The 25,872-nt window shown below is 73.9% G+C and carries 16 protein-coding genes and 1 pseudogene; 10 read left to right on the top strand and 7 right to left on the bottom strand.

Features of this window, described 5'->3' with window-relative positions; translation table 11 throughout:
- Positions 1–914 (bottom strand): ABC transporter substrate-binding protein (locus IIE03_RS11880; RefSeq protein WP_192862970.1); only part of this gene is annotated, 914 nt, incomplete at its 3' end.
- A gap of 485 nt (positions 915–1,399) precedes the next feature.
- Here IIE03_RS11880 and IIE03_RS11875 point away from each other — a divergent pair.
- Entirely contained in the window at positions 1,400–2,944 is a 1,545-nt protein-coding gene (locus tag IIE03_RS11875; protein ID WP_318842945.1) for a lectin, read from the top strand.
- On the opposite strand, the gene IIE03_RS11870 is transcribed toward IIE03_RS11875, so the two are convergent.
- Positions 2,937–6,059, bottom strand: coding sequence for an FtsK/SpoIIIE domain-containing protein (locus tag IIE03_RS11870; RefSeq protein WP_192862969.1), 3,123 nt, complete (start codon positions 6,057–6,059; stop codon positions 2,937–2,939). The genes IIE03_RS11875 and IIE03_RS11870 overlap by 8 nt on opposite strands.
- A gap of 279 nt (positions 6,060–6,338) precedes the next feature.
- Between IIE03_RS11870 and IIE03_RS11865 the strand changes: the two genes are divergently transcribed.
- From IIE03_RS11865 to IIE03_RS11855, 3 genes are all read left to right on the top strand, one after another.
- Complete coding sequence (locus tag IIE03_RS11865) at positions 6,339–7,151, top strand: ABC transporter ATP-binding protein (RefSeq protein ID WP_192862968.1); 813 nt, start codon at positions 6,339–6,341, stop codon at positions 7,149–7,151.
- A complete protein-coding gene (locus IIE03_RS11860) occupies positions 7,148–9,781 on the top strand; it encodes an ABC transporter permease (RefSeq protein ID WP_192862967.1) in 2,634 nt (877 codons plus the stop codon). The genes IIE03_RS11865 and IIE03_RS11860 overlap by 4 nt, the downstream gene beginning before the upstream one ends.
- A gap of 170 nt (positions 9,782–9,951) precedes the next feature.
- Complete coding sequence (locus IIE03_RS11855) at positions 9,952–10,992, top strand: zinc-dependent alcohol dehydrogenase family protein (protein WP_192862966.1); 1,041 nt, start codon at positions 9,952–9,954, stop codon at positions 10,990–10,992.
- Positions 10,993–11,092: 100 nt separating this feature from the next.
- Here the strand turns inward: IIE03_RS11855 and IIE03_RS11850 are convergent, their stop codons facing one another.
- Together IIE03_RS11850 and IIE03_RS11845 are read right to left on the bottom strand one after the other, a co-directional pair.
- The gene (locus tag IIE03_RS11850; RefSeq protein WP_192862965.1) at positions 11,093–12,448 is read right to left on the bottom strand and encodes a sensor histidine kinase; all 1,356 of its coding nucleotides are present in this window, start codon (positions 12,446–12,448) and stop codon (positions 11,093–11,095) included.
- Between the two features lie 4 nt (positions 12,449–12,452).
- Positions 12,453–13,136, bottom strand: a complete 684-nt coding sequence (locus IIE03_RS11845; RefSeq protein ID WP_192862964.1) for a response regulator transcription factor — start codon at positions 13,134–13,136, stop codon at positions 12,453–12,455.
- Positions 13,137–13,323: 187 nt separating this feature from the next.
- Between IIE03_RS11845 and IIE03_RS11840 the strand changes: the two genes are divergently transcribed.
- The 4 genes from IIE03_RS11840 to purE all read left to right on the top strand — a co-directional run bounded on the left by IIE03_RS11840 (position 13,324) and on the right by purE (position 17,774).
- Positions 13,324–14,850 carry a sensor histidine kinase gene (locus IIE03_RS11840; RefSeq protein ID WP_192862963.1) on the top strand — a complete coding sequence of 509 codons (1,527 nt, stop codon included), beginning with the start codon at positions 13,324–13,326 and terminating at the stop codon, positions 14,848–14,850.
- On the top strand, positions 14,847–15,617 hold the full coding sequence (locus tag IIE03_RS11835) for a response regulator (protein WP_192862962.1): 771 nt from the start codon (positions 14,847–14,849) through the stop codon (positions 15,615–15,617). Before IIE03_RS11840 ends, IIE03_RS11835 begins: the two co-directional genes overlap by 4 nt.
- A 331-nt stretch (positions 15,618–15,948) precedes the next feature.
- Positions 15,949–17,262 (top strand): 5-(carboxyamino)imidazole ribonucleotide synthase, encoded by a 1,314-nt coding sequence (locus IIE03_RS11830; RefSeq protein ID WP_318842944.1) that lies wholly within the window; start codon positions 15,949–15,951, stop codon positions 17,260–17,262.
- Between the two features lie 26 nt (positions 17,263–17,288).
- Positions 17,289–17,774, top strand: coding sequence for a 5-(carboxyamino)imidazole ribonucleotide mutase (purE, locus tag IIE03_RS11825; protein ID WP_192862977.1), 486 nt, complete (start codon positions 17,289–17,291; stop codon positions 17,772–17,774).
- A gap of 46 nt (positions 17,775–17,820) precedes the next feature.
- Here purE and IIE03_RS11820 read toward each other — a convergent pair whose 3' ends face one another.
- The 3 genes and pseudogenes from IIE03_RS11820 to IIE03_RS11810 form a co-directional block, all read right to left on the bottom strand.
- A complete protein-coding gene (locus tag IIE03_RS11820; RefSeq protein ID WP_192862960.1) occupies positions 17,821–19,512 on the bottom strand; it encodes a DUF5719 family protein in 1,692 nt (563 codons plus the stop codon).
- A gap of 2,668 nt (positions 19,513–22,180) precedes the next feature.
- Positions 22,181–23,017: pseudogene (locus IIE03_RS27015) on the bottom strand (glycosyltransferase family 2 protein); the annotation flags it as partial.
- Positions 23,018–23,174: 157 nt separating this feature from the next.
- A complete protein-coding gene (locus IIE03_RS11810) occupies positions 23,175–23,438 on the bottom strand; it encodes a WhiB family transcriptional regulator (RefSeq protein ID WP_225997651.1) in 264 nt (87 codons plus the stop codon).
- A gap of 289 nt (positions 23,439–23,727) precedes the next feature.
- Here IIE03_RS11810 and IIE03_RS11805 point away from each other — a divergent pair, with 289 nt between their 5' ends.
- The gene (locus IIE03_RS11805; RefSeq protein ID WP_192862958.1) at positions 23,728–24,495 is read left to right on the top strand and encodes a TIGR03089 family protein; all 768 of its coding nucleotides are present in this window, start codon (positions 23,728–23,730) and stop codon (positions 24,493–24,495) included.
- 80 nt (positions 24,496–24,575) lie between these two features.
- A complete protein-coding gene (locus IIE03_RS11800; protein ID WP_318842943.1) occupies positions 24,576–25,862 on the top strand; it encodes an LCP family protein in 1,287 nt (428 codons plus the stop codon).
- Positions 25,863–25,872 lie beyond the last annotated feature (10 nt).

The following is a 25,872-nucleotide window of genomic DNA, read 5'->3' as shown; positions in this document are numbered from 1 at the left end:
GCGACGAAGTCGGTGCCCAGTTCCTTGTCCTGCTCCTCGAAGGCGGCCACGGCCCAGTCACCCATGATGTTGAACGCGGCGGTCCCGTCGATCACCTGCTGGGTGGCCTCCGGCCAGTCCAGACCGTCACGGTCCTCGTTGGTGAACGACATGATCGTCTCGAAGTCCTCCAACGCACCGGTCACCTCCTCCGAGGTCCAGTCCGTCGACCCGTCCCACAGACCCGAGTACGCCTCCGGACCGAGGTCGGCCAGCAGCACGGTCTCCAGCAGGTGCACCTGCGTCCAGGTGGTGGCCACCGAGATCGGCGTCACACCCTCCTCCTGCAGGGTCTCCAGGTCCGCGATGAACGCGTCCAGATCCGCGTACTCCGCGCTCGGGTCCAGGCCCGCGTCCTCCAGCACGGTCGGGTTGGCCCACATGACGTTGGCGCGGTGGATGTTGGACGGGATGGAGTAGATCGCCCCGTCCTCAGTCGACAGACGCTCCACCAGATCGGCCGGGAACACGTCCCTGAGGCCGAACTCGTCGTAGAGGCCCGACACGTCCTCGATCTGGGCCGCGTCGATGTAGTCCTGCAGCTCGGCACCCGCGTGCGCCTGGAACGTGTCCGGCGGGTCCTGCGCCTGCAACCGGGTCTGCAGCAGATCCTTGGCCGCCGACCCCGCACCACCCGCGACCGCACCGTTGACGAACTCCGTGTCCGGGTGCTGCTCCTGGAAGACACCCACCAGCGCGTCCAGGCCCGCCTTCTCCGAACCCGCCGCCCACCAGGTGAACACCTCCACCTGGCTGGCATCACCCTCGGCCCCGGACCCACCCTCGCCCGAGCCGCCGCCACCACACGCCGCCAGCGTCACACCCAGCACGGCGGCCGAAGCCACCACACCGGCCGACTTTCGATTCACTCGCATTTCGAGTCCTGAGCCTTCCTTGGTCGTTCGAAGGTGTCCCGCCGGACGGCGTGTGCACACTGCCGTGCCGCCTGCGCCGTTCGGCATGCGGCCAGGGTCTGGGGACCCCGTGACCTGCCTTCCATGCAACGGGTGCCGGTCCAGGGTGTCAATCGGTGGGGCCTTTCGACGCCGGACCGTGACCTGCAGTTGCCGCCTCGAACTCTCACCAGCGCCGATGCGCGGAGGCGCCTGCCCGCCGAGCGTCAACTAGGTGGTTCCCACATCGTCGCCCGGTCACTGTTCAGCAACGGTTCGGTCCTCACTAGCATCGCGTGTGGCCCTCATGCGATGCGGGCGATGTCGTCCGCGTCGCCGGTGTGCGAGCGCGCGACACCGTCGTCGTCTCCCGTACGCCGCATCCCCCACCCACACCCCGGCCCGGCCGGGACCCAGCGAGGGAGTAGCAGATGCTCAGATCGTCGAGAAGGTCGTATCGCAAGCCGGTGACAGCGCTGACGCCGTTCGCTCTGGCCATGGTGACCGCGTTGGCCGGTGCCGCACTCGTGGGCGCCCCGGCCACGGGTGCCGAGCCGGCCGGCCCGGCGCCGGCGTCGTCGGACGCGGCGGGTATCCCGCCCGAGCAGGCCGAGGCACTCGAGCGGGACCTCGGTCTCGCGCCCGAGGAGATCCCCGCCCGCCTCGCGCTCGACGCGAGCGCGGCGGGCCTGGAGGAGCACTTCGCGTCGTCGCTCGGCGACGACTACGCGGGCACCTGGGTGCCGGAGAGCGGCGACGAGATCCGCGTGGCCGTCACGACTCGCGCCGCGGCGAACGCGGTTCGCGAGACCGGGGCGGAGGCCGTCGTCGTGCGGCACGGCCTTGACGACCTCAACCGATGGAAGGGCGCGCTCGACGAGGTCGGTGCGCCGGGGTCGGTGCACGCGTGGTACGCCGATCCGGAGGCGAACGCGCTGGTCATCGAGGCCGCCGATGCCGCTGCCGCGCGTGCGATGGCGGACGAGGCGGGTGTGCCGTCCGGTGTCGTGCGGGTGGAGCACTCCGACACGGCCCCGGTGCCGGCGCGGGACATCGTGGGTGGCAACGAGTTCCACCGGCCCACCGGTGACGGGTACGTGACGCTCTGTTCGATCGGATTCGCCGTGGCGGGTGGCTTCGTGACCGCGGGACACTGCGGCAACACGGGCGACGCGGTCAATGCGCCCGACGGCGCCGCGCTCGGCCACTACGCGGGGTCGCAGTTCCCGGGGCACGACTGGGCCTGGGTCAGGACCAACAGCAACTGGACGCCCCGGCCGGCGGTGAACAACTACGGCGGCGGCACCGTCGCGGTGGCGGGCTCGAACGAGATGCCGATCGGCGCCTCCGTGTGCCGCTCGGGCCGGACGACGGGCTGGCGCTGCGGCGTGATCCAGGAGAAGAACGTCACCATCAACTACGGGAACGGCGACATCCCGGGAATGGTCATCGGCTCGGCGTGCGCCGAGGGCGGCGACTCCGGTGGTTCCGTGATCTCCGGCGACCAGGCACAGGGCGTGACCTCCGGCCGGATCGGCGACTGCTCGAGCAACGGCCGGTTCATCTACCAGCCGATCAACCCCATCCTGGCCAACTACAACCTGAGCCTGACGACCACCGGGGGCGGCGGTGCCGGACGCGAGATCGTCGGGTACGAGGGCAAGTGCATCGACGTGCCGAACTCGAACTTCTCCGACGGCGTGCCGCTGCAGATCTGGACCTGCAACGGCACCGCCGCGCAGCGGTGGACGTTCCACTCCGACGGCACGATCCGTGCCGGAGGGCTGTGCATGGACCTTGCCTGGGGCGATCCCACCAACGGCACGACCGTGCAGATCGTGAACTGCAACGGAAACGTCGCGCAGCAGTGGGTGCTGTCCGGGGCCGGGGACCTCGTGTCCATCGCCGCGAACAAGTGCGTCGACGTCCAGGGCTGGAACGGCAACGACGGCACGAAGCTCGTGATCTGGGAGTGCCACGGCGGCGCGAACCAGAAGTGGTGGCTCAGGTGACCGCCCGGTCCACGACGGCGCGATCCTGGCCGGCACCGGGCGGGCTCGGCCGGGACATCACCGTCTGACACAGCACCGTCCCGGTGCGCCCGTACCACGCGGCACGTCCTGGGACGCCTCCGGAACCCGCCAGGGCCACGGGGGCGCCCAGGGCGACGTCGTCGGCGCGGTCGCGGCTCAGCAGGACGAGGCGCGGGCCGACGCCGTAGGCGTGGGTGATCGCCGCGTTGCGCGTCGCGACGGCGACGGGGACACCGGGCGGCGGTTCCCAGCCGGGGCGGGCCGCGCGGACGGCGTCCAGATCGTCCACGAGCAGGAGATCGGGGATCCGGACGGCCCCCGGGCCGTGCGCCAACCCCGGGTCGGCGGACACCGAGGCGGGCGTGACGACCCGCACCGTCATGCTCCGTGCCCGCGCCGCTTCGGCGAGGGCCGCGAGCGCGGTCGTGCGCCCGGACTTCGCGCGGCCGAGCACGGCGAGATTCCCGTCGGCGGGATCCCAGCGGATCGCCGTCCGACGCTGCTGGTCCGGGAGGTCGCCGAGAGCGAGGGGCAGACCGGGGGCGTCCGGGACATCGTCCCACTCGGCGAGGTCGACGGGCGTGACGCGTTCCGGGAGAGGCGGCAGCCAGAGCGGGGCGTGGGGAGCCGCGCCTCCGTGTGCGGTGCGGATCGCCGCAACGAGACCTGCCGGCCCGTCGCCGGCTCTCCCGTGTGTCGTCCTCGTGGGAACCTGTTCGCCCGGCGGGGCGGGTGCCCGGTGCCGTCCGAGCGGTGGTGTCCCGACGAGCGCGATGCCGGCCCGCCCGCCGCGCTGCCCATCGCCGGCCTGCCCACCGCCGGCCCGCCCGCCGGTCTGCTCACCACTGGCCCGATCGTCGCCGGTCCGATCGCCGCTCCCGTGTTCCCGGCCGGACCACGCGGCGGCCGCGAGCCCGTTGCCGCCCGGGCCGGTACCGACCCTTCCGAACGGCGTGGCGCGCCGGACGACCGCCGTCGGACGGGCGGGGCCGGTGTGCGCGCACTGCAGCACGACCGGGGTTCCCGACCCGATCCGGAAGATCGCCCTGCCCGGCCGGTCCACGGGCAGCGCCGCCGCGTCGGGGCAGTCCACGACATCACGTGACTCGAGCGGGTCGGTCACGCGCAACGCGAGGCGCGCGGTGACGTTCGCCCGCACGTCGGCGCTCACGGCGCCGGCCGGCCGCTGCGTCGCGAGGACGAGGTGCACGCCCAGCGACCGGCCCTGGGCCGCGATCCGGACGAGGCCGGGCAGGAGGTCGGGCAGCTCGTCGGCGAGCGCCCGGAACTCGTCGACGACCACGACGAGGCGCGGGACGACGCCGGGCGGCAGTGCCGCGACGTCCGCCACACCCTGCTCGGCGAGGATCGTCTTGCGGCGGCGGAGCTCGGCCTGCAGCCCCGCCAGCGCTCGCGCCGCGAGCGCGGCGTCCAGGTCTGTGACCTGCCCGACGACGTGCGGGAGCCCGGTGAGGGGGCCGAGTCCGGCGCCGCCCTTGAAGTCGATGAGGCCGAGCATCAGGCGGCTGGGCGGGTGCTGCAGGGCGAGCCCGAGGACGAGCGCGCGGAGCAGCTCGGATTTCCCGGATCCGGTGGTGCCCGCGACGAGGAGGTGGGGTCCGTCGGTGACGAGGTCCCAGGTGACGGTTCCGGTCGTGGTGCGTCCGAGGGGCACGGCCCAGCTGCCGCTGCGAGGGGCCGTCGGGCCGGCGGGGAGCCCGTCGAGATCGTGCAGGCCGGCGAGCGGGGCGTCGTCGGGCAGGTTGGTGGAGGCGACGCCGGCGGTGGTCGCGGCGCCGGTGAGGGTGGCGAGGGTGCGGCCGAGGTGCCGGGCGCCGGCGAGGCGCCGGGCGAAGTGTTCGGCCCACTGAGTGGTGACACCGACGAGGGGGCGGCTGCTGCGGCGTACCTCCGGTCCGGTGATGCGGAGGCGGCCGTCCTGGACGGTGACGACGGTGCGGCAGCCCGCGGCGTCGCCGAGGACGATGCAGGTGGCTCCTCGCGTGACGGCGCGGCGGGCGGCGGCGTGATCGTCGGCCGTGCCGTGGTCGACGACGACCACGGGGGCTCCCGCGGTGTCAAGGGCGCCGTCGTCCGGGAGCACGGCCTCGTGGCCGGGCGTGATGCGGCCGCCGCCCGGGACCGGGCCGGAGACAGCCGTGACCGGTGCGGCGCCGGGCGCGGCGAGCCAGCGGCACCAGGTCCAGTGGCGGCCGGCGCCGAGCACCCGGACGGGCCGGCCGCGTGCGGCGAGGTCGGCGACGATGGCGCGGGCCACCGCCCGTGCGGGCTCCTGCGGGCCGATGACGGCCACCGACCCGTCGCTCAGGAGTGTGTCCCACATCCCGCCGGGCCATCCCGGAGGAGCGCCCGTCCTCGCCCAGGCGGCCTGGGCGGCGCGCCAGGTTCCCGGCGCGGCCTGGTGGGCGGCGACGGCGAAGGCGAGCAGGGCGTCGGGTCCTGCCCGGTGGGGCCGGGCCCGGGCCGCGGTCGTGCCGGGCGTCCCGGCCGGCGTGGTGCGGCGCCGGAGCAGCTGGGGGAGCAGCGCGGCGAGGCCCAGCAGGGCGAACAGCGCGAGCGTGGGCTGTCGCAGGAGGATGGCCAGGCCGACCGAGGCGAGGACCGGCAGCAGGCCGAGGACCCAGATCGCGTCGGCGGGTGATCGTGGCGGGGCCAGGACCCTGTTCGCACCGCCACGCCGGAGACGCAGACCGCCCCGCGCCCCGCCGGCCGGGCGCGTGTCTCCCAGCCGCCGGAGCCCGCGTGCGAGGTCTGGCGGCCCGCCGACGGGTACGAGGACGCCGGCCGCGGTCCCGGTGGTGCGCGTGAGCGTCCACGGCGCGCGGTGCAGCGCGGCGTCGTCGGCCATCGGGCCGGTGCCCTGCCGCCGGGTCGTCAGGGTGGCCCCGGGGAGCAGGGGCCGCTCGCCGGCGCGGCAGTCCTCGGGGACGGGGGTGCCGTCGGCGAGCAGGGTGGCGCGGCGCAGCTCGGGGCGGCACACGAGCGCGGCGAGCGGTTCTCGGAAGGTGGCGGGCGCGACGCCGTCGGACAGTTCGACGTCCTCGCCCGGGTGCACGGTCACGCGGACGGTCATGGGCCCCACGCTGCCGCACGACCGCCGCGGGCGGACGGCGGATCGCGCCGGTTGTGCACGACCGTCATTCTCCACACCGCCATGTCGCCGTCGCCGGCGCGGATCGCGGTGGTCGGGGGACCACCCCGGTTCCCGGTCCTACGGATTCAGGGTCGTGTACGACTCAGGTATGACATAGCCGGCGCACAGGACCATCCCTTCGCACGACGCGAGGCCGCCGGCCCGTCCGTAGATTCCGGGGTGTTCTTGAAACATCCCTTCGTTCCGAGGAGAACTTCCGTGGACACCACCGTGTACGTCCCCGTCGACGGCACCCGCGCCGTCCGGGCGCGCGACCTCACCAAGACCTACGGATCCGGGGAGGCCGCCGTGCACGCCCTGGCGGGTGTCGACGTGGACTTCGCCGCCGGCGAGTTCACGGCGATCATGGGTCCGTCGGGTTCGGGCAAGTCGACGCTGATGCATCTGCTCGCCGGGCTGGACACGGCGACGTCGGGGCAGGCGTTCGTCGGGACCACCGATGTCACGGCGTTGAACGACAGCGCCCTGACGAAGCTGCGCCGTGACCGCGTCGGCTTCGTGTTCCAGCAGTTCAACCTTCTGCCGATGTTCACGGCCGAGCAGAACATCACGCTCCCGGTGGAGCTCGCGGGCGGCACGGTCGACCGCCAGTGGTTCGGTACCCTCGTCGAGACGCTCGGCCTGACGGAGCGTCTGACACACCGCCCGGCCGAGATGTCCGGTGGCCAGCAGCAGCGCGTCGCGATCGCTCGCGCGCTCATCGCGCAGCCCGACGTCGTCTTCGCCGACGAGCCCACCGGCAACCTCGACTCCCGGTCCGGCGCCGAGGTGCTGAGCTTCCTGCGCCGCAGCGTCCGTGAGCTCGGCCGCACGATCATCATGGTCACGCACGACCCCGCCGCCGCGGCGTACGCCGACCGCGTCGTCCTCCTCGCCGACGGCCGGATCGCCGGCGACATCAGCGACCCGACGCCCGAGTCGGCACTGGCCGGCCTGGACGCGCTGCGGACGCTGGAGCCGAACGTGTCGACCGGCACCACGCCGGTCGTTCCCGGAGCTGGTGCCCGATGACCACCACGACGACCGCACCGTCCACCGGCGCGGCGGGCACCGCACCCGCCGGTGCCGCGGCGGTGCCCCCGAAGCGCAACAACCTGCCCACGGCCCGCTACACGATGGCGCAGATGCGCCGCAGCGCCGGCCGCCTGACCGCCGCCGGGATCGCGATCCTGATTGGCACGGCCTTCGTCGCCGTGACGCTCCTGGCCGGCAACGTCATCACCCGTACCACCTACGACACGATCGCCGCGCGCTTCGCCGACGCCGACGTCCTGGTCACGACCTCCGGCAGCGACTGGCGGCAGGACGTCGAGGCCGTCCGCGGCACCGACGGGGTCACCGCCGCCGAGCCGGTCCGGAGCGCCTACCTGAACCTGGGCGACGGCAGCGCGTACGCCTACGCCGAGGGCATCGCCCGCCCCCAGGACGACCGCCTCATGCCGCTCGAGCTCACCTCCGGCAAGTGGCCGTCCGAGCGCGGCGAGATCGCGGTGCCCGACGGCATCGCCGAGCGGCTCGGTGTCGGTGTCGGTGACGAGATCGACATCTACCGCTGGGTCCAGACCGACGCCGAGACCGGCGACGGCGAGGAGGTCGCCGAGCCCGTCCGGGTCGTCGGCGTCACGGAGGACCCGTACGACGCCTACGCCGTGAGCGGCGGCGCCGTCGTGGCCACGGCCGCCGACATCGAGGAATGGGGCGAGGAGCCCGTGCCGGGCGAGGCCTTCGAGATCGCCGCGGTCCTCGCCCCGTCCGCGCTGTCCGGTGACGAGCCCACGCAGGCGGTGCGCGACGCCCTCGCCGCCGCGGTGGTGAGCGACGGGGAGCACGCCGCCCAGACCGTGGACGAGCGGGCGCGGGAGATCAGCGCCGAGCGCACCGGTGGTGAGGACCTCGTCTTCCTGGTCTTCGTCCTGACGTTCGCCGCGGTGGCGCTCCTCGTCGCCGGCCTGGTCATCGCCAACACGTTCCAGGTGCTCGTCGCCCAGCGCACCCGCACGCTCGCGCTGCTGCGCTGCATCGGGGCCGGACGTGGGCAGCTCTACCGCTCCGTGCTGCTCGAGGCCGCCGTGCTGGGCGTGCTCGCCTCGCTCGGCGGAGTGGTGGTCGGCGTCCTGCTCGCCCAGACCGCCCTGTTCGTCGCGCCGCAGTTCGATATCGGGGTGCCGCTGCCGGCCACCGTCACGATCACCCCGCAGGTGGTGCTCATCCCGCTGGCCGTCGGCACCTTCGTGACGCTGGTCGCCGCCCTGGCGCCGGCCAGGAACGCCACCCGCGTCGCGCCGCTCGCCGCCCTGCGGCCCGCCGAGACCCTGAGCGTGCGCAAGGGCGCCGGCCGGGCGCGCGCCGTCTTCTCCGCCCTCGCCACGATCGGCGGCTTCGCCCTCGTCGCGCTCGGCGTCTTCCTCGGCATGAACGATGCCGTCCAGTTCGGGCTCGCCGCTACCGTCCTCGGCGGGGCGATCTCGCTCGTCGGCATCATCATCGGGACGGTGTTCTGGCTGCCCAAGGTCGCCGCGTTGCTCGGCGCGATCGTCGCCCGCACCGGCCCCGCGTCCCGCTTGGCCGCCGCGAACACGCTGCGCAACCCGCGCCGCACGTCCGCCACCGCCACGGCACTGCTCATCGGCGTCACGCTGATCATGACGATGACGACCGGCGCGGCCGCCGCCCGACAGACCGCGGACTCGACCCTGGACGAGACGTTCCCCGTGGACATCATGGTCATGTCCGGCTCCGGCAGCGTACCGCCCTCGGCCGTGGACACCATCGCCGGGGTCGACGCCGTCGCCGACGTCGCCGAGCTCTACTCGGCCGACGCGGAACTCCCCGACGGCGAGTACTTGTACCTCCAGGGCGCCGACGTCGAGGACCTGCGTGCCACGGTGAACGACGCCCCCGCGCTCGACGGCCTCGAACCGGGCACCGTCCTGCTCACCGAGGGCCAGATGGAGGAGCTCGACGTCGCCGAGGGCGACACGCTGGACGTCACCGGAACCGGTGAGGCCGTGCCCCTCACGGTCGTCCGGACCGACAGCGTAGGGCTCACGGGCTTCGTCGGCCTCGGCGACCTGCGGCAGATCGACCCCGATGCGATGTTCAGCCAGGTTTGGGCCTCGCTCGTGCCCGACGTCGACGCGGCCGACGCGCTCGCCGACGTCCAGCAGGCCATGTCCGACGACGGAGTGATGGTCACGGGCCCCGCCGCACAGCGAGCCCAGTTCGAACAGGTGATCAACGTGATGCTGGGGATCGTCGTCGGCCTCCTCGCGGTCGCCGTGGTGATCGCCGTGATCGGTGTCGCCAACACCCTGTCCCTGTCCGTCATCGAACGCCGGCGCGAGTCCGCCACCCTGCGGGCCATCGGCCTGGGCAAGTCCCAGCTGCGCGGCATGCTCGCCGTCGAGGGCATGCTCATCGCCGGGGTCGGGGCCGTCCTCGGCATCGTGCTCGGCCTCGTCTACGGGTGGACCGGGGCGCTCACCGCACTGTCCATCATGGGCGGCGTGTCCCTCACCGTGCCCTGGCTCGACCTGGGAGTGGTGCTGGTCGTCGCGATCATCGCCGGCCTCGTCGCGTCGGTCGCTCCCGCCCGGAGCGCCCTCAAGGCCTCCCCGGTGGAGGCCCTCGGGGCGGAGTGACACCAGGACCGGTCCCCGAACCGCCGAGGCGCTGATCGGCGTCCCGCCCCGAGACCGCCGAGGTGCGAGGCTGCCCGCGCAGCCCGCCACCTCGGCGGTCTCGTGCGATGCGGCACGCCGCGCCACCGGTACCCTGAGTGCTCCTTCCGAGAGTCCACGAGGGGTCCGCGATGCGCGCAGTGATCTTCGACGCCATCGGCGCGCCGCCCCGGGTCCGGGACGTCCCCGAGCCCGTCGCGCCCGACGGTGGCGTCGTCGTCCGGGTCGGGTCGACCGGGCTGTGCCGCAGCGACTGGCACGCCTGGGCCGGGCACGACGACATCACGCTCCCGCACGTCCCCGGCCACGAGCTTGCCGGCGTCGTGGTCGCGCTCGGCCCCGGCGTCGAGAACTGGCACGTCGGGGACCGGGTCACGGTCCCCTTCGTGTGCGGCTGCGGCCGGTGCGCCTGGTGTGCCCAGGGCGACGCGCAGGTCTGCCCCGACCAGGAACAGCCCGGCTTCACCCACTGGGGCTCGTTCGCCGAACAGGTCGCCCTGCACGCCGCCGACACCAACCTCGTCGCCGTCCCCGACACCGTCAGCTTCGACGCGGCCGCCGCCCTCGGCTGCCGGTTCGCCACCGCGTACCGCGGCCTCGCCGGCCGCGCCGCCGTGCGGGAGGGGGAGTGGGTCGCCGTCGTCGGCGCGGGCGGGGTCGGCCTCAGCGCCGTGATGATCGCGCGAGCGCTCGGGGCACGCGTGATCGCCGTCGACCGCAACCGGGAGGCGCTCGCCGTCGCCGAGTCCCTCGGCGCCGATCGGGTGGTCCTGTCCGACGGCGCGACCCGCGTGCCCGATGTCGTCCACGACCTCACCGGCGGGGGTGCCCACGTCGCGGTGGACGCCGTCGGCAGTGAGCGAACCTGCGCCGACGCCGTCCTCAGCCTCCGCCGTCGCGGCCGCCACGTGCAGATCGGGCTGCTGCCGCCCGTCGACGGGCACCCGCGCGTCCCGATGGATCGCGTCATCGGGTGGGAGCTCGACCTGCTGGGCAGCCACGGCATGTCCGCGGCCGACTACCCCGGGATGCTCGCGCTCATCGAGCAGGGCACGCTGCGGCCGCAGGACCTCGTGGGACGGGTGATCGGCCTGGAGGAGGCGGCGGCGCTGCTGCCGCGCTTCGACCGTGCCACGGTCGCGGGCATGACCATGGTCCATCCGGACACGTAGCTGCAGGAGCGACCGTCGCCCGCGTGCCGGACGGCAGGCACGCGGGCGGCCGAGGATGCGGCCGACGCCGAACCGGGCCGCCCGGCCCGTCCGCGATGCCTCAGCCCCGGCCCCAGCGGCGCCGCTTGCCGAGGTCCGCGGACGACACCGTCGACCCGACCGGCAGTACCGCCTGCGGGTCGTAGGCGCGCGGCACGCCCGCCAGGAACACGGAGAACACCGGCGGCGTGCGCTGGCTGAGCTCGAGCCGCCCGCCGTCGGCCGCGACGAGGTCGCGTGCGAGCGCGAGGCCGAGGCCCGTACCGTTGCCCGACGTCACGCCCCGCTCGAAGATCTTCCCGACCATGTCCTCGGGGACGCCCTCGCCCTCGTCGGTGACCTCGACGGCGACCATGCCACGCGTGCCCGACGGCCGGGACCGCAGCGTCGTCGCGCCGTCGCCGTGCCGCAGCGAGTTCTCGAGCAGTGTCGACAGGGTCTGGGCGAGCGCGCCGGGGGTGGCGAGCACGCGCTCGCCGTCGGGCTCCTCGACGACGAGCGTGCGGCCCTCGGCCTCGAACGTGTCGCGCCACTCCTCGTACTGCTGCCGGAACACCACCGCCAGATCCACGGACTCGGTGGTGCCGCCCTGCGCCTTGCGGGAACGGGCGAGCAGGTCGTCGACGACACCGACCAGCCGTTCCACCTGTTCCAGCGAGATCCGCGCCTCCTCCTGCACCTCGGGCTCCGAGGACATGAGGGTGATCTCCTCCAGCCGCATCGTCAGGGCGGTGAGCGGCGTGCGGAGCTGGTGGGAGGCGTCGGAGGTGAACTGCCGCTCGACGGCCAGCCGGGCGGCCAGGCGGTCCGAGCTGCGCGCCAGCTCGGCGGCGACCAGGTCGATCTCCTCGACGCCCGACGGCTCCAGCCGGGGACGGACCTGCCCGGCACCGAGCTGTTCGGCGGCTCCCGAGAGGTACACGAACGGCCGGGCCAGGCGCTCGGCCTGCCAGGCCGCGGTCACCGAGCCCGCGGTGAACGCCGCGGCGCTGCCGATCAGCATGAGGAAGACGAGTTGACCGGCCTTGATGTAGGCGGGCCAGGCGGAGACCTCGATGGTGACCGCCACGAACGGAGAGGTCTTGCTGCTCCACGCGGCGTCGATCACGGGTCCCGTCGGTACCTCGCCGCGCGAGAGGAGCGTCCCGGTGGGCAGACTGACCGTCACGTGCGCCGGTGTCTCGGTCGCGGCCGGCTGCACGGCCTCCGCGAGGAGCGACTCGGGGAGCTCTCCCTCGTAGGACGGGAGGGACACCTCACGAGTGACGTCCTCAGCGAAGGTGACGGCCCGCTGCTCGATCCGCTTCACCTCGGTGTCGTAGACGAACCGGGCGCCGAAGATGGCGAAGGGAACTCCGAGCAGCAGGACCGCGACCGCGACCGCGACCATCGTCGCTTGGACGATGCGGTGGCGCATGTGGCTAGCTCGCTCCGATCTCGAAGCGGAAGCCGAGGCCGCGCACGGTGGACACGTAGCGCGGGGCGTTCGCGTCGTCGCCGAGCTTGCGGCGCAGCCACGACACGTGCATGTCGAGGGTCTTCGTCGAGCCGACGGGGTCCGAGCCCCACACGTCGCGCATCAGCGTGTCGCGGACGACGACGGAGCCGGCGTTCTGCACGAGGACCCGGAGCAGGTCGAACTCCTTGGTGGTCAGGTGCAGCTCACGGTCCCCCTGGAACGCGCGGTGCGCGGAGACGTCCACCCGCACGTCCTGCGCGTGCAGCTCCTCCTCCTCACCGGTCTCGCCGTGGGTCCTGCGCAGCAGCGCCCGGACGCGGGCGAGCAGCTCGGCGAGCCGGAAGGGCTTGGTGACGTAGTCGTCGGCGCCGGCGTCGAGGCCCACGACGAGGTCGACCTCGTCGGCGCGAGCGGTGAGAACGAGGACCGGAACCGTCAGGCCGCTCCCGCGAATCTCCCGCGCGACGTCCAAACCGTCCATGTCCGGCAGGCCCAGGTCCAGTACCACGATGTCCGCGCCGCTCGCGTGCTCGATCGCACCTTTGCCGGTTCCTTGCGCGACGACGTCGTAACCTTCACGGGTGAGCGCACGCGCCAACGGCTCGGCAATGGCCGGGTCGTCCTCGGCTAGGAGTACGTGAGTCATTCCGCCATGGTAGGGCATAACGCGCGTCCTGGCTGCCACCGGCAGGGGTACATCTAGTGGTTTGACGAATCGGTTCGGCCACTCGAACGGCGAACCCGCCACGAACCGTGCGAATCCTCCCCCTGCCCAGGGAAAGTGCTACCACGGTATGACGCGCCGGTCAACGGCTGGCCATACGCTGGCGACCGTGGAGAGCCCCAGTCTGTACGAACGTGTGTCCGGGTGGTTCGAGCGGCACCGCTTCGCGACCGACGTGACGGTGGCGGTGATCCTCGGGGGCTTCGTGCTCATCGGGTCGATCGGCTCGTACGAGGCCGTCCTGTGGGAGGCGAACCTCCCGACGTGGTTCCCTCCCGTGTGGTCCGCGTTCATGATGGTGCCGATGGCCTGGGTGCGCACCCGGCCCGTGGCCTCGACGGCCGCGATGCTGGTCCTCGCGCTGACGCACATGGCGCTGGCCGTGCCCGTCCTGATGCCGGTCGACCTCCTGCTGCCCTACTCCCTCTACGGCCTGACCGCGTACGGCCCGCGGTGGGGGCCGCGGGCCGGCATCATCGCGGCGGCGGGGGGCTGTTTCCTCCTTTTCCTGGAGATGAAGCTCCTGACCGGCGACGACAACGGGGCCGCCGAGGCTGCTGGGATCTTCGCGTTCCTCATCTTCTGCACCGCCTGGGCGCTCGGGCTGTTCCGCCGGTCGCGCCGGGCCATGCTGGACGCCCTGCGCGACCGCGCCGAGCGGCTCCAGCTCGAACGCGATCAGCAGGCCGCGATCGCCACCGGCGCCGAACGCGCGCGCATCGCCCGCGAGATGCACGACGTCGTCGCCCACTCCCTGTCGATCGTCATCGCCCAGGCCGACGGCGGCCGGTACGCCGCCCGGTCCGACCCGGCGGCGGCGAGCCGCGCCCTGGACACGATCGCCGAGACGGGCCGCGCGGCCCTGGCCGACATGCGCAAGATCCTCGGGGTGCTGCGCACGTCACCCGCGCCGGGCGAGGCGTCGCTGCCGGGCGGCCCGGCGTCGTCGGGCGGCTCGGGCCCCTCCGGCAGGCGTCCCTCCGGGCCGGGGGCCGAGCCCGCGCCGATCGCACCCCAGCCCGACGTCGCGCAGATCGAGGCGCTCGTGGAGCAGTCCCGGGCCGACGGCATGCGTGTCTCCTACGCCCGGATCGGCGAGGAACGCCAGCTCCCGCCCGGCATCGGGCTCAACATCTACCGCGTCGCCCAGGAGGCGCTCACGAACGTGCGCAAGCACGCCGGCCCCGACCCCCGCGTGACCGTCCTGGTCCGCTGGGGCGAGCGCGAGATCGAGCTCAAGGTGTCCGACGACGGTCGTGGGCTCGCGTCGAGCACCCCGCCCAGCGCGCCCGGCGCCGGGTACGGTCTGGTCGGGATGCGGGAGCGGGCCGAGCTGTTCGGGGGCACCCTCACCGCGGGCCCGAGGTCCGGGGGAGGGTTCCACGTGCGGTTCGTCGTCCCGGTGCCTGCCGCGGCGTCCGACGTCGGACAACACCTCGAGCTGGCGCCCTCCGACCCCGCCGATGGCACACTGGCCGACGTGCGGGCCGGTACTCCGGCGAACGCGGCCGTCGACGCGACGGCCGACGCGCCGACGGGCAACCCGGCCGACGGAACGACGGCCGCGGCGACCGGCAGTCCCGCCGTCAGGACCAGCGGCACGCGGTCCGCCACCCCGACCGACGAGGAGCCATGACCGAGACCGCCCCGACCCGCGTCGTCCTCGTCGACGACCAGCAGCTCGTCCGTGCCGGCCTGCGCATGGTGATCGACTCGCAGCCCGACCTCACCGTCGTCGGCGAGGCGAGCGACGGGCTGCAGGCGCTGCGGCTCCTCGCTGCCACGCCGGCCGATGTCGTCCTCATGGACGTGCGCATGCCCAACCTCAACGGCCTGCAGGCCACGGAACGGCTGCTGGGGGGCGACGGCGGAGGTGGTGCGGCCACCGGTCCGGTGCCCGACGGCGGAGGTGGCGGCGTGGGTGGTCGCGTGGCCGGCGGCGGGTCCGACGGCACTGTGCCACGCGTCGTCGTGCTCACGACCTTCGACCTCGACGAGTACGTGCTCGAGGCGATCCGGGTCGGCGCGAGCGGCTTCCTGCTCAAGGACGCCCCGCCGGAGGAACTGCTCGCCGCCGTGCGCACGGTGCACCGGGGCGACGCGGTGATCGCGCCGTCCTCCACCCGGCGCCTGCTGGAGCACCTGGTGACCGCTTTACCCGCGACCGACCCGCAGGGCGCGGAGGCGCGCGCGGCGCTGGGCGCGCTCACCGAGCGCGAGCGCGAGGTGCTGGTGCTGATGGCGCGTGGCCGGTCGAACCAGGAGATCGCGGCCGAGCTCGTCGTCGCGGAGGCCACGGTGAAGACCCACGTGGGCCGGGTCCTGGCCAAGCTCGGCGCGCGCGACCGCGTGCAGGCGGTGGTCACCGCCTACGAGACGGGGCTGGTGCGGCCGGGGGGCTGAGCGGTTGTCCGCGGCCGTGCGCTTGATGGGAGATGCCCGGCGTTCGATATCGGTCGCGGAACGGTCGACGGAACGTGGGCGCAACCGTGGCACGGTGTGGTCGACGACGTCTGGTTGTTCGAAGGAACTCTGTCCCGGTCGCAGATCAACATCCTGGCAAACGGATTCGATCTGCCTGCCGAGGTGCTGGGAGGCCCATGAGTGGACCTTTTCCTGAGGCTCGGCAGCACTTGGACGGCGGTGGTCGGGCCAGGAGCACCGTGGAAGTCGGGTCGCAGGGCGCGGATCGCGGATGCTTGGATTGCCACCTCGCCCGGTACCCTTGGTCCACGTGACATCCCCCGTGATCGCCGTCGTCGGCGGTGGACAGCTTGCCCGGATGATGGCGCCCGCGGCCGCGGAGCTCGGCGTGCGGTTGCGCGTACTCGTGGAGAGCCCAGGTACGGCCGCCGCGCAGGTCGTGGCCGACGCGCCCGTCGGGGCGGCGTCGGACGAGGTCGCGATCCGCGCGCTGATCGCCTCGTCCGCCGGCCAAGATGCGGCCGACGTCCTCACCTTCGAGCATGAGCACGTGCCGAACGACCTGCTCACCGATCTGATCGAACACGGAACGCCCGTGCGCCCCGGGCCACACGCCCTCGTCGCCGCGCAGGACAAGATCGTCATGCGCACGCGCCTCGGCGAACTCGGGGTGCCGTGCCCGCGGTGGCGCGCGCTGCCGTCGTCGGTCGACGAGGGCAGGGCGGCGCTCGGGGAGTTCCTGGCCGACGTCGGCGGCGAGGCGGTCGTCAAGCTCGCGCGCGGCGGCTACGACGGCAAGGGCGTGCGGGTGGTCTCGGGCGCCGGCGAGGCCGACGACTGGCTGGTCGGCGCCACCGAGGGCGGGCCGCCCGTGCTCGTCGAGGAGAAGGTGCCGTTCCGGCGGGAGCTGTCCGCGCTCGTCGCGCGCCGCCCGTCCGGCGAGGTGCGCTCGTGGCCGGTGGTCGAGTCCATCCAGCGCGACGGGGTGTGCTCGGAGGTGATCGCCCCGGCGCCGGACCTGTCCGACGACATCGACGCGCGCGCCCGCGAGATCGCCGTCGCCGTCGCCGAGGGGCTGGACGTCACGGGCGTGCTCGCGGTCGAGATGTTCGAGGTGCCGGTCGACCCGGCCGATCCGGACGGGCCGACGACGGTGCTGGTGAACGAGCTCGCCATGCGCCCGCACAACTCGGGGCACTGGACCATCGACGGTGCCGTGACGAGCCAGTTCGAGCAGCACCTGCGCGCCGTGCTGGACCTGCCACTGGGGTCGACCGACCCCGTCGCGCCCTGGACGGTCATGGTGAACGTGCTGGGTTCCGAGCGCGACGCGCTGACCGACGCGCTGCCGGAACTGCTCGACCGGTTCGACACCGCGCGCGTCAACCTGTACGGCAAGGACATCCGGCCGGGCCGCAAGCTGGGCCACGTCAACGTGAGCGGCGCCGACCTCGACGAGACGCGCGCCGCGGCCAGGGGAGCGGCGGCGCTCCTGATGAGGGGCGACGACGGTCGGGTGCGCGGGACCGCCAACGCGGCCGAGCCCGACTCGGCGGCGGAGCCCGAAACGAACGAGGCCGAGCCGGCGGCCGCAGCGGTCAACACCGAGGAGAGCGCACTGTGAGCACGAACCCGCAGGTCGGCATCGTCATGGGATCCGACTCGGACTGGCCCGTGATGCGGGCGGCGGCCGACGCGCTCGCCGAGTTCGACGTCCCGGTCGAGGTCGACGTCGTCTCCGCGCACCGGATGCCGGCGGAGATGATCGACTACGGCCGCACCGCCGCCGAGCGCGGCATACGGGCGATCATCGCCGGCGCGGGCGGCGCGGCCCACCTGCCGGGCATGCTCGCGTCGGTGACCCCGCTGCCCGTGATCGGCGTGCCCGTGCCGCTGAAGTACCTGGACGGGATGGACTCGCTGCTGTCCATCGTGCAGATGCCGGCGGGCGTGCCGGTCGCGACGGTCTCGATCGGTGGCGCCCGCAACGCGGGCCTGCTCGCGGCCCGCATCCTGGCCTCCGGCACGGACGAGGCCGCGGCGGCGCTCCGAGACCGGATGTTGGCGTTCCAGTCCGAACTCCGCGACCTGGCCCACGCCAAGGGCGAAAAGCTCCGCGCAGAGGTCGCCGAGTAGGTTCCCGTCCACGCACCGAGAACGTGGCCGCGATGGCTCTCCGTCGTCAGTCGGCCACCACGTTTCGCACGGCGACCGTGCTCTGCGTCGACGCCGTCTCCGGCGGGGTGAGGGTGGCGATCAGGGAGTCGTCGGTCAGGCGGAGGGACCAGGTCGTCAGGGCGTCGCCCGTGGCCGTCAGGCCGATCGCGGCCACGTTCTCGCCCAGGGGCTCCAGGTCGTCGTCCGAGAGGTCGGCATCCTCGCCCGCCGGGAGCTCCACGTCGAGCATGCCTGTCTCGGTGCCGTCCGCCGCGTAGCCGGTGATCGTGACCTCGGCCGTGCCGATCGGGTCGTCGTCCTCGCCCCGTTGCGTCGGGACGGCGGCGACGTTCACGGCCCACGACACGTCGTCGGGCACCGCGAGCAGGCCGAAGGAGGGCGGCAGGCCTCCCGCGTCGCCGCCGTCCCCGCCCGCACTGCCGTCGGCCTCGTGCGCGTCCGCGTCGCCGTCGGCTCCGGCACCGCCGTCGTCGGCCCGTTCCGGAACCGTCGACGCGCCGCTGCCCACCGCCTGACCCGCGATCCACGCCGTGTCGTACGGCTCCTCGTCGATCACCGCATCGTCGGGCACCGAGCCCTGCCGGTGCACGAGCCCGCCGCCGACCACCGGCACCGTCGCGTCCACCACCACGGCGTACCGCCCCTCGGGCAGCCCGCCGAGGGGGAGGTCCGTCACGGCCCCGGCGTGCAGCGGCACCTCGTCGACGCCTCGTAGCCACACGCGCCCGTCCGCGCCGTAGACGCTGAGCCGCGCCGTCCCGTCGCTGTCGCCGGGTGCGAGCAGCCGCAGCGCGGGGGCGTGCGGATCGTCCACGGCCTCGCCTTGGCTGTCCACCCCCACCACGGCCAGGGCCGACGACGGCGCGGCCCCGCCCGTCACCAGGTCCGCGCCCTGCGGCACCAGCCCGTCGATCCGATGGTGCTGCAGGTAGGCGGCCACGCGAGCACCCTGGCTCACGGCGTGCACGACGACGCGTCCCTGCCCGGGGGCGATCGCCTCGAGCGTCGTGGACACCTGTTCGCCGGCCGGCACCACGACGACGGCGTGCCCGCCGAGCGTCACCGGACCCGACGGCCCCCACACCTCCAGCGACACCGACGCCGCGGTGCGGCCCGGGTTCTGCAGCACGAGGCGCGAGCTCGACCCGACGTCCGACGACCCGCCCACCAGCCAGTGCTCGACCGCGGGTTCCCGGCAGGCACCCGCCACGAGCCCGCGCAGGTCCCCGGCCGTCGTGACCGACGTCGCGGTCGCGGCCGCGAGGGCGCCCGGCTCCGCCCGGATCACCCGCGCTGCGTTGTCGGGCTCCGCGCCGTCACCGCTCCCGGCCTCGTCGTCGCCTTCGCCGTCGTCGCCCGTAGCTTCGCCGTGTCCGGCTGTGCCGCCGCTCGTCCCTCCGGCGACCTGCTCCCCGTCGAGTCCGACGACGTCGGGCACCTCGGCGGCGACCGCCAGCTCGGACTCGGTCTCGACCGGGCTGGCGTCGAACTGGTCGTCGCCGACGTCCTCCTGGACGAGCTCGGCCGGCGACGGGCAGACCAGCGTCGTCTCGCCGGGCGCGACGTCGACCGTGCGGGCCGGTTCGGTGTCGGCGCCGCCGTCCGGAACGTGCTGGGCGAGCATCGCCACCGCCGCGACGCACGCGACGCTGATCGCATGCGCACCGATCCGTCGCGTCGTGCTCCAGGCCGTCACGTTGATCGCCTCCGCCGCGTTGTCCTCGGGCCGCGAGTCGCCCCGGCCTTCACCGTCGTCCCCGTCCGAGCTGTCCCCGTCCCAGCCGTCACCATTCCAGCCGTCATCGTGGCCTCCGTCCCCGGACCGGCAGCGCCAGCAGCGCGAACACCGCGCCGACGAGTCCCAGGGCCACGAGCCAGGCGGTCCGGTGCGGCGCGTGGTAGCCGATGTCGAGCCGGCCGCCATCGGGCCCGAGCTCGAAGGCCTGCAGGGTCGCCCCGGCGGTGTGCACCTCGACCGGCTCCAGGCGGCGCCCGTCGAGCGTCGCCGACCAGTGCGGGTCGGCCGACTCGGCGAGCACGACCCGCCGGCCGGCGTCGCCCGGCGCCACGTCGACGTGCACGCTCGGGCCGCCGGACGCCACTTGGGTGGTCGAGCGCCCGTCCTCGATCCGCGCCCACCCCGGCGTCGGGTCCTGTTCGGTCCGTACGCGCCAGAGCGTGACGGGTTGGCCCTGCGTCACCCGCTCGACGTCGGGGATCATGTCCAGCGACGCCGTCAGCTCGGCGTTCCCGGCGACGCGACCCGAGCCGTCCGCGGCGTCGTCGCTCGCGTCCGGCGTCGGAACCTGGACCGCCCCGATCCCGAGGGCGGCGAGTCGTTCGGCCACGTCGGGGTCGTTCCCGGCCGCGAGTCGCACGGCGACGTCGTCGACGGCGTCCTGGGTGGAGGCGGCCGGGAAGTCGGCGTCCGTTCCGGATCCGGCCGAGCCTGCCGCGTCCTCTCCGGAGCCTGCCTCCCTCCTGGTACCCGCTGCCGGGGCGGCGGTGGCCACCGCGGACCCCGCCACCGACGCGTCCACGAGCTGTGTCCCGTCCCCCCGAAGCAGCGCGTACTCGACGACGCCGTCGCCGCCGGTGCCGAGCTGCAGCACGCGGGCCTGCCGCGGTGCGGCCTGCATCTGCTGCCCGACGGCGGGCACGGCGGGCCGGGCGGTCGCGTGCACTCCGTCGTCGGACAGCGGGTCGGCCAGGCACCAGGACGCGAGGCCCGCTGCGCTCACCAGGCCGATCACGAGCGGCACCGCGACGCCGGCCACCGCGACGGTCCGCGCCGCGCGGCGCGCCCGGACCGCCCGCGTGGTGCAGAGCGCGGCGCCGCCGAGGCCGAGCAGGACGACGGACGCGAGCGCCGTGCCGGAGCCGCGGCCGTCCAGGAGACCCGTGTCGAGACCGAACGCACCCGGGCCGGACGCGCCGGGGCCGCCCGGACCGCCGTCGGCCAGGACGACGACGGCGAGCCCGCACGCGGCGAGGATCCACCCCACGCGCGCCCCCGCGGCCCGCGGGCCGGCCAGCGCCACCAGCGCGACCACGCAGAGCAGGCCGCCGAGCAGGTACGGACCGAGCTCCGTCCCGGGCCACGCACCACCCAACCAGGCCACCGGTGCGCTCGCCTGTCCGAGGAGGACCTCCCAGCCGGCGGCCTCGCCGATCGGGAACGTGCCGGGCGGCGCCAGCGGGTCGGCGAGCAGGAGGCCCAGGTCACGGGTGCGCGCCACCTGGACCAGCAGCGGCGCGCACGCGACCACGGACGGCAGGGCCGCCAACGCCAGGTGGATCCGGCGGGACGGCGCGGCGAAGGCCGCCCCGGCCAGCACGACCACGGCGATCGGCAGCAGGACGGGAGCGCCGGACACGGCGACCGCGAGCATCAGCCCGGCCGCCCCGGCGGCACCGAGGCGATGGCCGCGCCCCTCCTCGACGAACGCGCCGTCGAGCACGGGGCGCTCGGTGACGGCGTTCACGCTCGAGCGGGCCGGAAGGTCGATCCGCTGCGCGCCCACCGACCGCACGAGCGCCAGCGCGACCCACGGCAGCGTGAGGTGAGCGACGAGCGCGCCGAGCAGGCCGCCGGACAGCGCGCCGAGCAGGGGAGGAGCGGCCGCCCACGCGAATGCCGCGACCGCCCGCACCCAGACCGAGCGTGTCACGGCTCCCGCGGCCGCCCAGCCCCCGAGGGCGGCGAGCGGGAGGGCCACGACGAACAACGCGTGGACCCCGGTCTGGAGCGAGCCCCCGGCCAGCAGGGAGAGCACGGTCAGTGTCAGCAGCAGCGGATCGCCCGGCCCGGCCTCGCCGATTCCCGAGCGTACCCAGCCCGACGTCGCCGCCGTCCACACCTGGCCCGTGTCGGACGACGCGGGCAGGAGCGCCCCGCCGACGAGCCGGCCGCCGTCCGCGAGCGTGCCGAGCACGGGGCCGAACACCGCGGCGGCGACCCCGGTCACCGCGACGAGGACGAGGGCCAGCACCGCGCGCCTCCGGGTCGCGATGCGGCGCAGGTCCTCCCGGTCGAGGTCGTCGGGGCCGGTGTAGCGGGCGTCGGCGCGGGCCAGCCGGCGCTCGCGGAACTCCCGGAACGTCTGGCGCCAGGTGCCGAGCAAGGGGCGCAGCACGCGGTACGGCTGGGTGGCGGACCGCGCGGTCCGGCGCCGGGCACGCAGCACGCTGCTCAGGCCGAGCAGCATCCACAGCGGAGCCATGAGCTCGTCGCGGGCGGCAGCGGGCTGCTTCACGGCGAGCCGGAAGGCCGCCCGGACCGGCGCACCGGCGACGACGGCGAGCATCGCCCAGCCGAGCAGCCACGGTGACGTGGCCACGAGCTGGAAGCGCAACCGGCCGCGCCGCATCCGGCTCCGGTTCGACGGGTCGGCCAGCGACTGCTGTGCGTGCCGCACCACGGCGCCCGGCACGACGGTGACCCGGTGCCCGGCGAGGCGCACGCGGCGGCAGAACTCGAGGGAGTCGCCGAACGGGCCGTACTCGGCGTCGGTGCCGTCCAGGTCGCACCACACCGACGTGCGCACCAGCGCCCCGGCCAGGCCGACGGCGAGCACGTCCTCCCGCGAGTCGTGCTGGCCCTGGTCGATCTCGGACTCGTCGAGCCCGGTCATGCGCCGGCCCAGCGGGGAGACCGTGTACCCGACCTGGAGCAGGACGCCGCGGTCTGGATGTGCCGGGTCGCGCGGCCGGCCGTCGTCGTCCACCTCCCACCTGCGCTGCTTGCAGCCGGCGACGGCGACCGTGCTGGTGTGCTCGACGGAGCGGAGCAGGGCGGCCAGCGCGCCGGGTGCGGGTGCGGAATCGTCGTGCAGGAGCCAGAGCCAGTCGGAGGCCGGCGCGTCGCCCGGCGCGGAGAGGCCCGCGACCGCCGCGTTCACCGCGTCGCCGAACGACCGGGAGTGGCTGGCGGCGACGTACCGCGCGCCGTCGAGGCTGAGTCCCTGGTGCTCGGAGGTGGAGGGTGCGGTCTCGACGTCGACGACGACGATCTGGCGCGGCGCCGGCGACTGCGCCCGGACCGCGGCGAGCGTGGCTTCGAGGAAAGGGCTGCGGCCGCGTGTCACGACCACGGCGGTGACTGTGACGAGAGCCGGAACAGCTCCGGTGACCGACCTGACCGCGGCGAGTGCGGTGTCGGTGGGGCGGTGGGGCGGAAGCCCGGTGGGTGGCGAGGTCATCTCGCCGACCATCATGCGCATCGCGGACGGGATCCGCAGGGTAAGGAGGGAATCCGGCGTGTCGCGTCCCGTGAGCCGGAAGACCTGTCAGAATGCCCGCCTGAGGTCGGGCGGTAGGCCGTCGGCGGCGAGGCCGGACGGCGGGATCAGCGACGCGTCAGACCGCGCGGCGCTTCAGCTTGCGGCGCTCCCGCTCCGAGAGCCCGCCCCAGATACCGAACCGCTCGTCGTTGGCGAGGGCGTAGTCGAGGCACTCGGCCTTGACCTCGCAACCCTGGCAGACCTTCTTCGCCTCGCGCGTGGAGCCGCCCTTCTCGGGGAAGAACGCCTCAGGGTCCGTCTGCGCGCACAGCGCACGTTCCTGCCAGCCGAGCAGGGCGTCGTCCTGCTCCTCGTCGAAGAGCGACAGCACGTCCGCCATGGTCTCGCTCGGGCGTTCGGTGTCGGACGGGATCTCGCCGTCCGGTTCCAGCATGTCCCACATGATGTGTCCCTCCATGCCGTCTCTGTCGGTCATGTGTCGCGCGTGTCCGCGCGCTTGCTCCGCTACGAAAACTGCATACATGGAATTACACGCGTGTCGTCTGGAGTCGTCAAGCGGAAGTGTGCTATCGGCCGAGGGCTTCACAAGAAAATCGCCCCCACCTCGGCGGACGGTCACGCGCGGAGCGGAACGGCGCGCTGCGCTGCGCGGCGCGTAGCCTTCGTCCATGCTCGTCTCCACTCTTCTCGACCGCCTGCAGTCCGATCCCGGCCGCCCCCGCCTCACCTGGTACGGCGACGACGGCGAACGGGTCGAGCTTTCCGGGGCGGTCCTCGCGAACTGGGTCGCGAAGACCACGAATCTGCTCGTCGAGGAGTACGACGTACAGCCCGGCTCGATGGTTGGGGTGGACCTGCCCGTGCACTGGCGCACCGTGACCTGGGCACTCGCGGCGTGGCGGGTGGGCGCGACGGTGGTGCTGACCGGCGATTCCCGCGCGGCCGCCGCCGAGGACCTCGATGTCGTCGTCACGGATTCCCCGGAACGATGGGCGGCGTCGTCCGCCGACCTCGTCGTCGTCAGCCTCCCCGCCCTGGCCCGCCGGTACGACGGCGATCTGCCGCCCGGCGCCATGGACGCGGCCGCGGCGGTGATGACGTATGCCGACCAGGTGATCTACGCGCCCGAGCCGGAGCCCGGTCGCGTGGCCCTGACGGACACCGCCGGCGATCCGGCCGGGTCCGGCACCGCCGGTTCGCCGACGGCCGCCGGCGTCCGTCACGACGAGCTGGTCCCCGAGCCGGACGGCGAGGCCGCGCGCACGCTGGTCGACGGCCGGGCCGGCACCGCCGTCGTCCTGCGGGAACTCCTGCGGACCTGGGCAGGTGCGGGGTCGGTGGTCCTCACCAGCCCCGCCACCGCGGCCGCCCTGGACGCCGACACCGCGCGCCGGGATCGGCTCGTGACCACCGAGAAGATCGAGAAGATCGGCTGACTCGTTCTCCACGAACCCTCTACCGTCCCTCTGTGCGGCCTCTGCGCCCGTGCAAGTCCGCTCCCCTATGCTTTGAAGTTGTGACCTTTCCCGACTTCAGCACGCCCGGAGCGGGCCTGGACCACTCGGTCGGCCCTGCTCACGCGCGGGTTCTGGCCGGGCAGGGTTCCACGACACGCGTCGTGGCGCTGGTGATGACGGGGGTCCTCGCGTTCGCGATCTCGGGCGCGTCCGCGGCGATGGCACGGTGGACGGGGAACATCGACACGGCGCCCACGGACGTCCTGACGAACCGCCCGGAGAAGGTCACTCCCACCGACCCGAGCGCCGGCGAGCCGGTCAACCTGCTGCTCATGGGCAGCGACTCGCGCGAGGGCGCGAACGTGAACATCGGTGGCACCGCCGACGGCGGCGCGCGGTCGGACACGACGATTCTCCTGCACATCTCGGGGGACCGGAAGCGGGTCGAGGCCATCTCGATCCCGCGGGACTCCACGGTCGAGATCCCGTCCTGCGTCACGACCACCGGCGCCACCACCGCCCCGCAGTACACGAAGTTCAACGCGGCCTTCGCCGTGGGGGCGAGCGTCGGAGGCGACACGGCGTCGGGCGCGCTGTGCGCGATGCAGACCGTCGAGGCCCTGACCGGGGTCTTCCTCGACGGGTTCATGGTGATCGACTTCCAGGGGTTCCAGCGGATGATCGACGCCGTGGGCGGCGTCGAGCTCTGCATCGAGGAGGAGATCTACGCGCCCGAGGCGAACGACCTGCACCTGCAGCCGGGACTGCAGACCCTCGGCGGAGAGCTCGCACTCGACTACGCGCGGGCACGCAAGGGGGTCGGCGACGGCAGCGACCTGGGCCGCATCGGCCGGCAGCAGCAGCTGCTCGCGTCCCTGGTGCGTACGGTGCTCAGTGCCGACACGCTCACCAACCCGGGCAAGACGCTGAGCTTCGTCGACGCGGTCACCAGCTCCATGACCATGGACGACGAGACCGCCCGGCTCGACAACCTCACCGGCCTCGCCTACAGCCTGCGCAACCTCAGCGCCGACGCCGTCACGTTCCTCACGGTGCCGAACGGCCCCGATCCGGCCAACCCCACCGCCAACGTGGTGTGGACCGACGAGGCCACGCTCCTCTGGGAGAACATCAAGCACGACCGCCCGATCGACCACGACCCCGCCGCGGCCACCGCCTCGCCGTCGGCGACCGACGGCACCTCGGACGCCCCCGGCGCGTCCGCCTCGCCGTCGGCGCCGGATGGCGAGACGATCGACCCCACGGCGTCCCCCAGCACCGACGACGTCAAGGAAGCCGGTACGGAAGCGTTCACCGGCGCCGATACGACCGCCGTCTGCGGCTGACGGAGAGAGA

The organism is Myceligenerans pegani, assembly GCF_014892515.1.
Taxonomy (GTDB): domain Bacteria; phylum Actinomycetota; class Actinomycetes; order Actinomycetales; family Cellulomonadaceae; genus Myceligenerans; species Myceligenerans pegani.
The sequence above is the reverse complement of the archived record's forward strand: the minus strand, read 5'-3'. Positions and strand labels throughout refer to the sequence as shown.

What these genes read in the sequence shown, in the direction of transcription:
- IIE03_RS11855 (WP_192862966.1), top strand. Translation starts at nt 9,952, where the DNA reads ATGCGCGCAGTGATCTTCGACGCCATCGGCGCGCCGCCCCGGGTCCGG.
- IIE03_RS11835 (WP_192862962.1), top strand. Translation starts at nt 14,847, where the DNA reads ATGACCGAGACCGCCCCGACCCGCGTCGTCCTCGTCGACGACCAGCAG.
- purE (WP_192862977.1), top strand. Translation starts at nt 17,289, where the DNA reads ATGGGATCCGACTCGGACTGGCCCGTGATGCGGGCGGCGGCCGACGCG.
- IIE03_RS11860 (WP_192862967.1), top strand. Translation starts at nt 7,148, where the DNA reads ATGACCACCACGACGACCGCACCGTCCACCGGCGCGGCGGGCACCGCA.
- IIE03_RS11850 (WP_192862965.1), bottom strand. Translation starts at nt 12,448, where the DNA reads ATGCGCCACCGCATCGTCCAAGCGACGATGGTCGCGGTCGCGGTCGCG.
- IIE03_RS11810 (WP_225997651.1), bottom strand. Translation starts at nt 23,438, where the DNA reads ATGGCGGACGTGCTGTCGCTCTTCGACGAGGAGCAGGACGACGCCCTG.
- IIE03_RS11870 (WP_192862969.1), bottom strand. Translation starts at nt 6,059, where the DNA reads ATGACCGTCCGCGTGACCGTGCACCCGGGCGAGGACGTCGAACTGTCC.
- IIE03_RS11805 (WP_192862958.1), top strand. Translation starts at nt 23,728, where the DNA reads ATGCTCGTCTCCACTCTTCTCGACCGCCTGCAGTCCGATCCCGGCCGC.
- IIE03_RS11845 (WP_192862964.1), bottom strand. Translation starts at nt 13,136, where the DNA reads ATGACTCACGTACTCCTAGCCGAGGACGACCCGGCCATTGCCGAGCCG.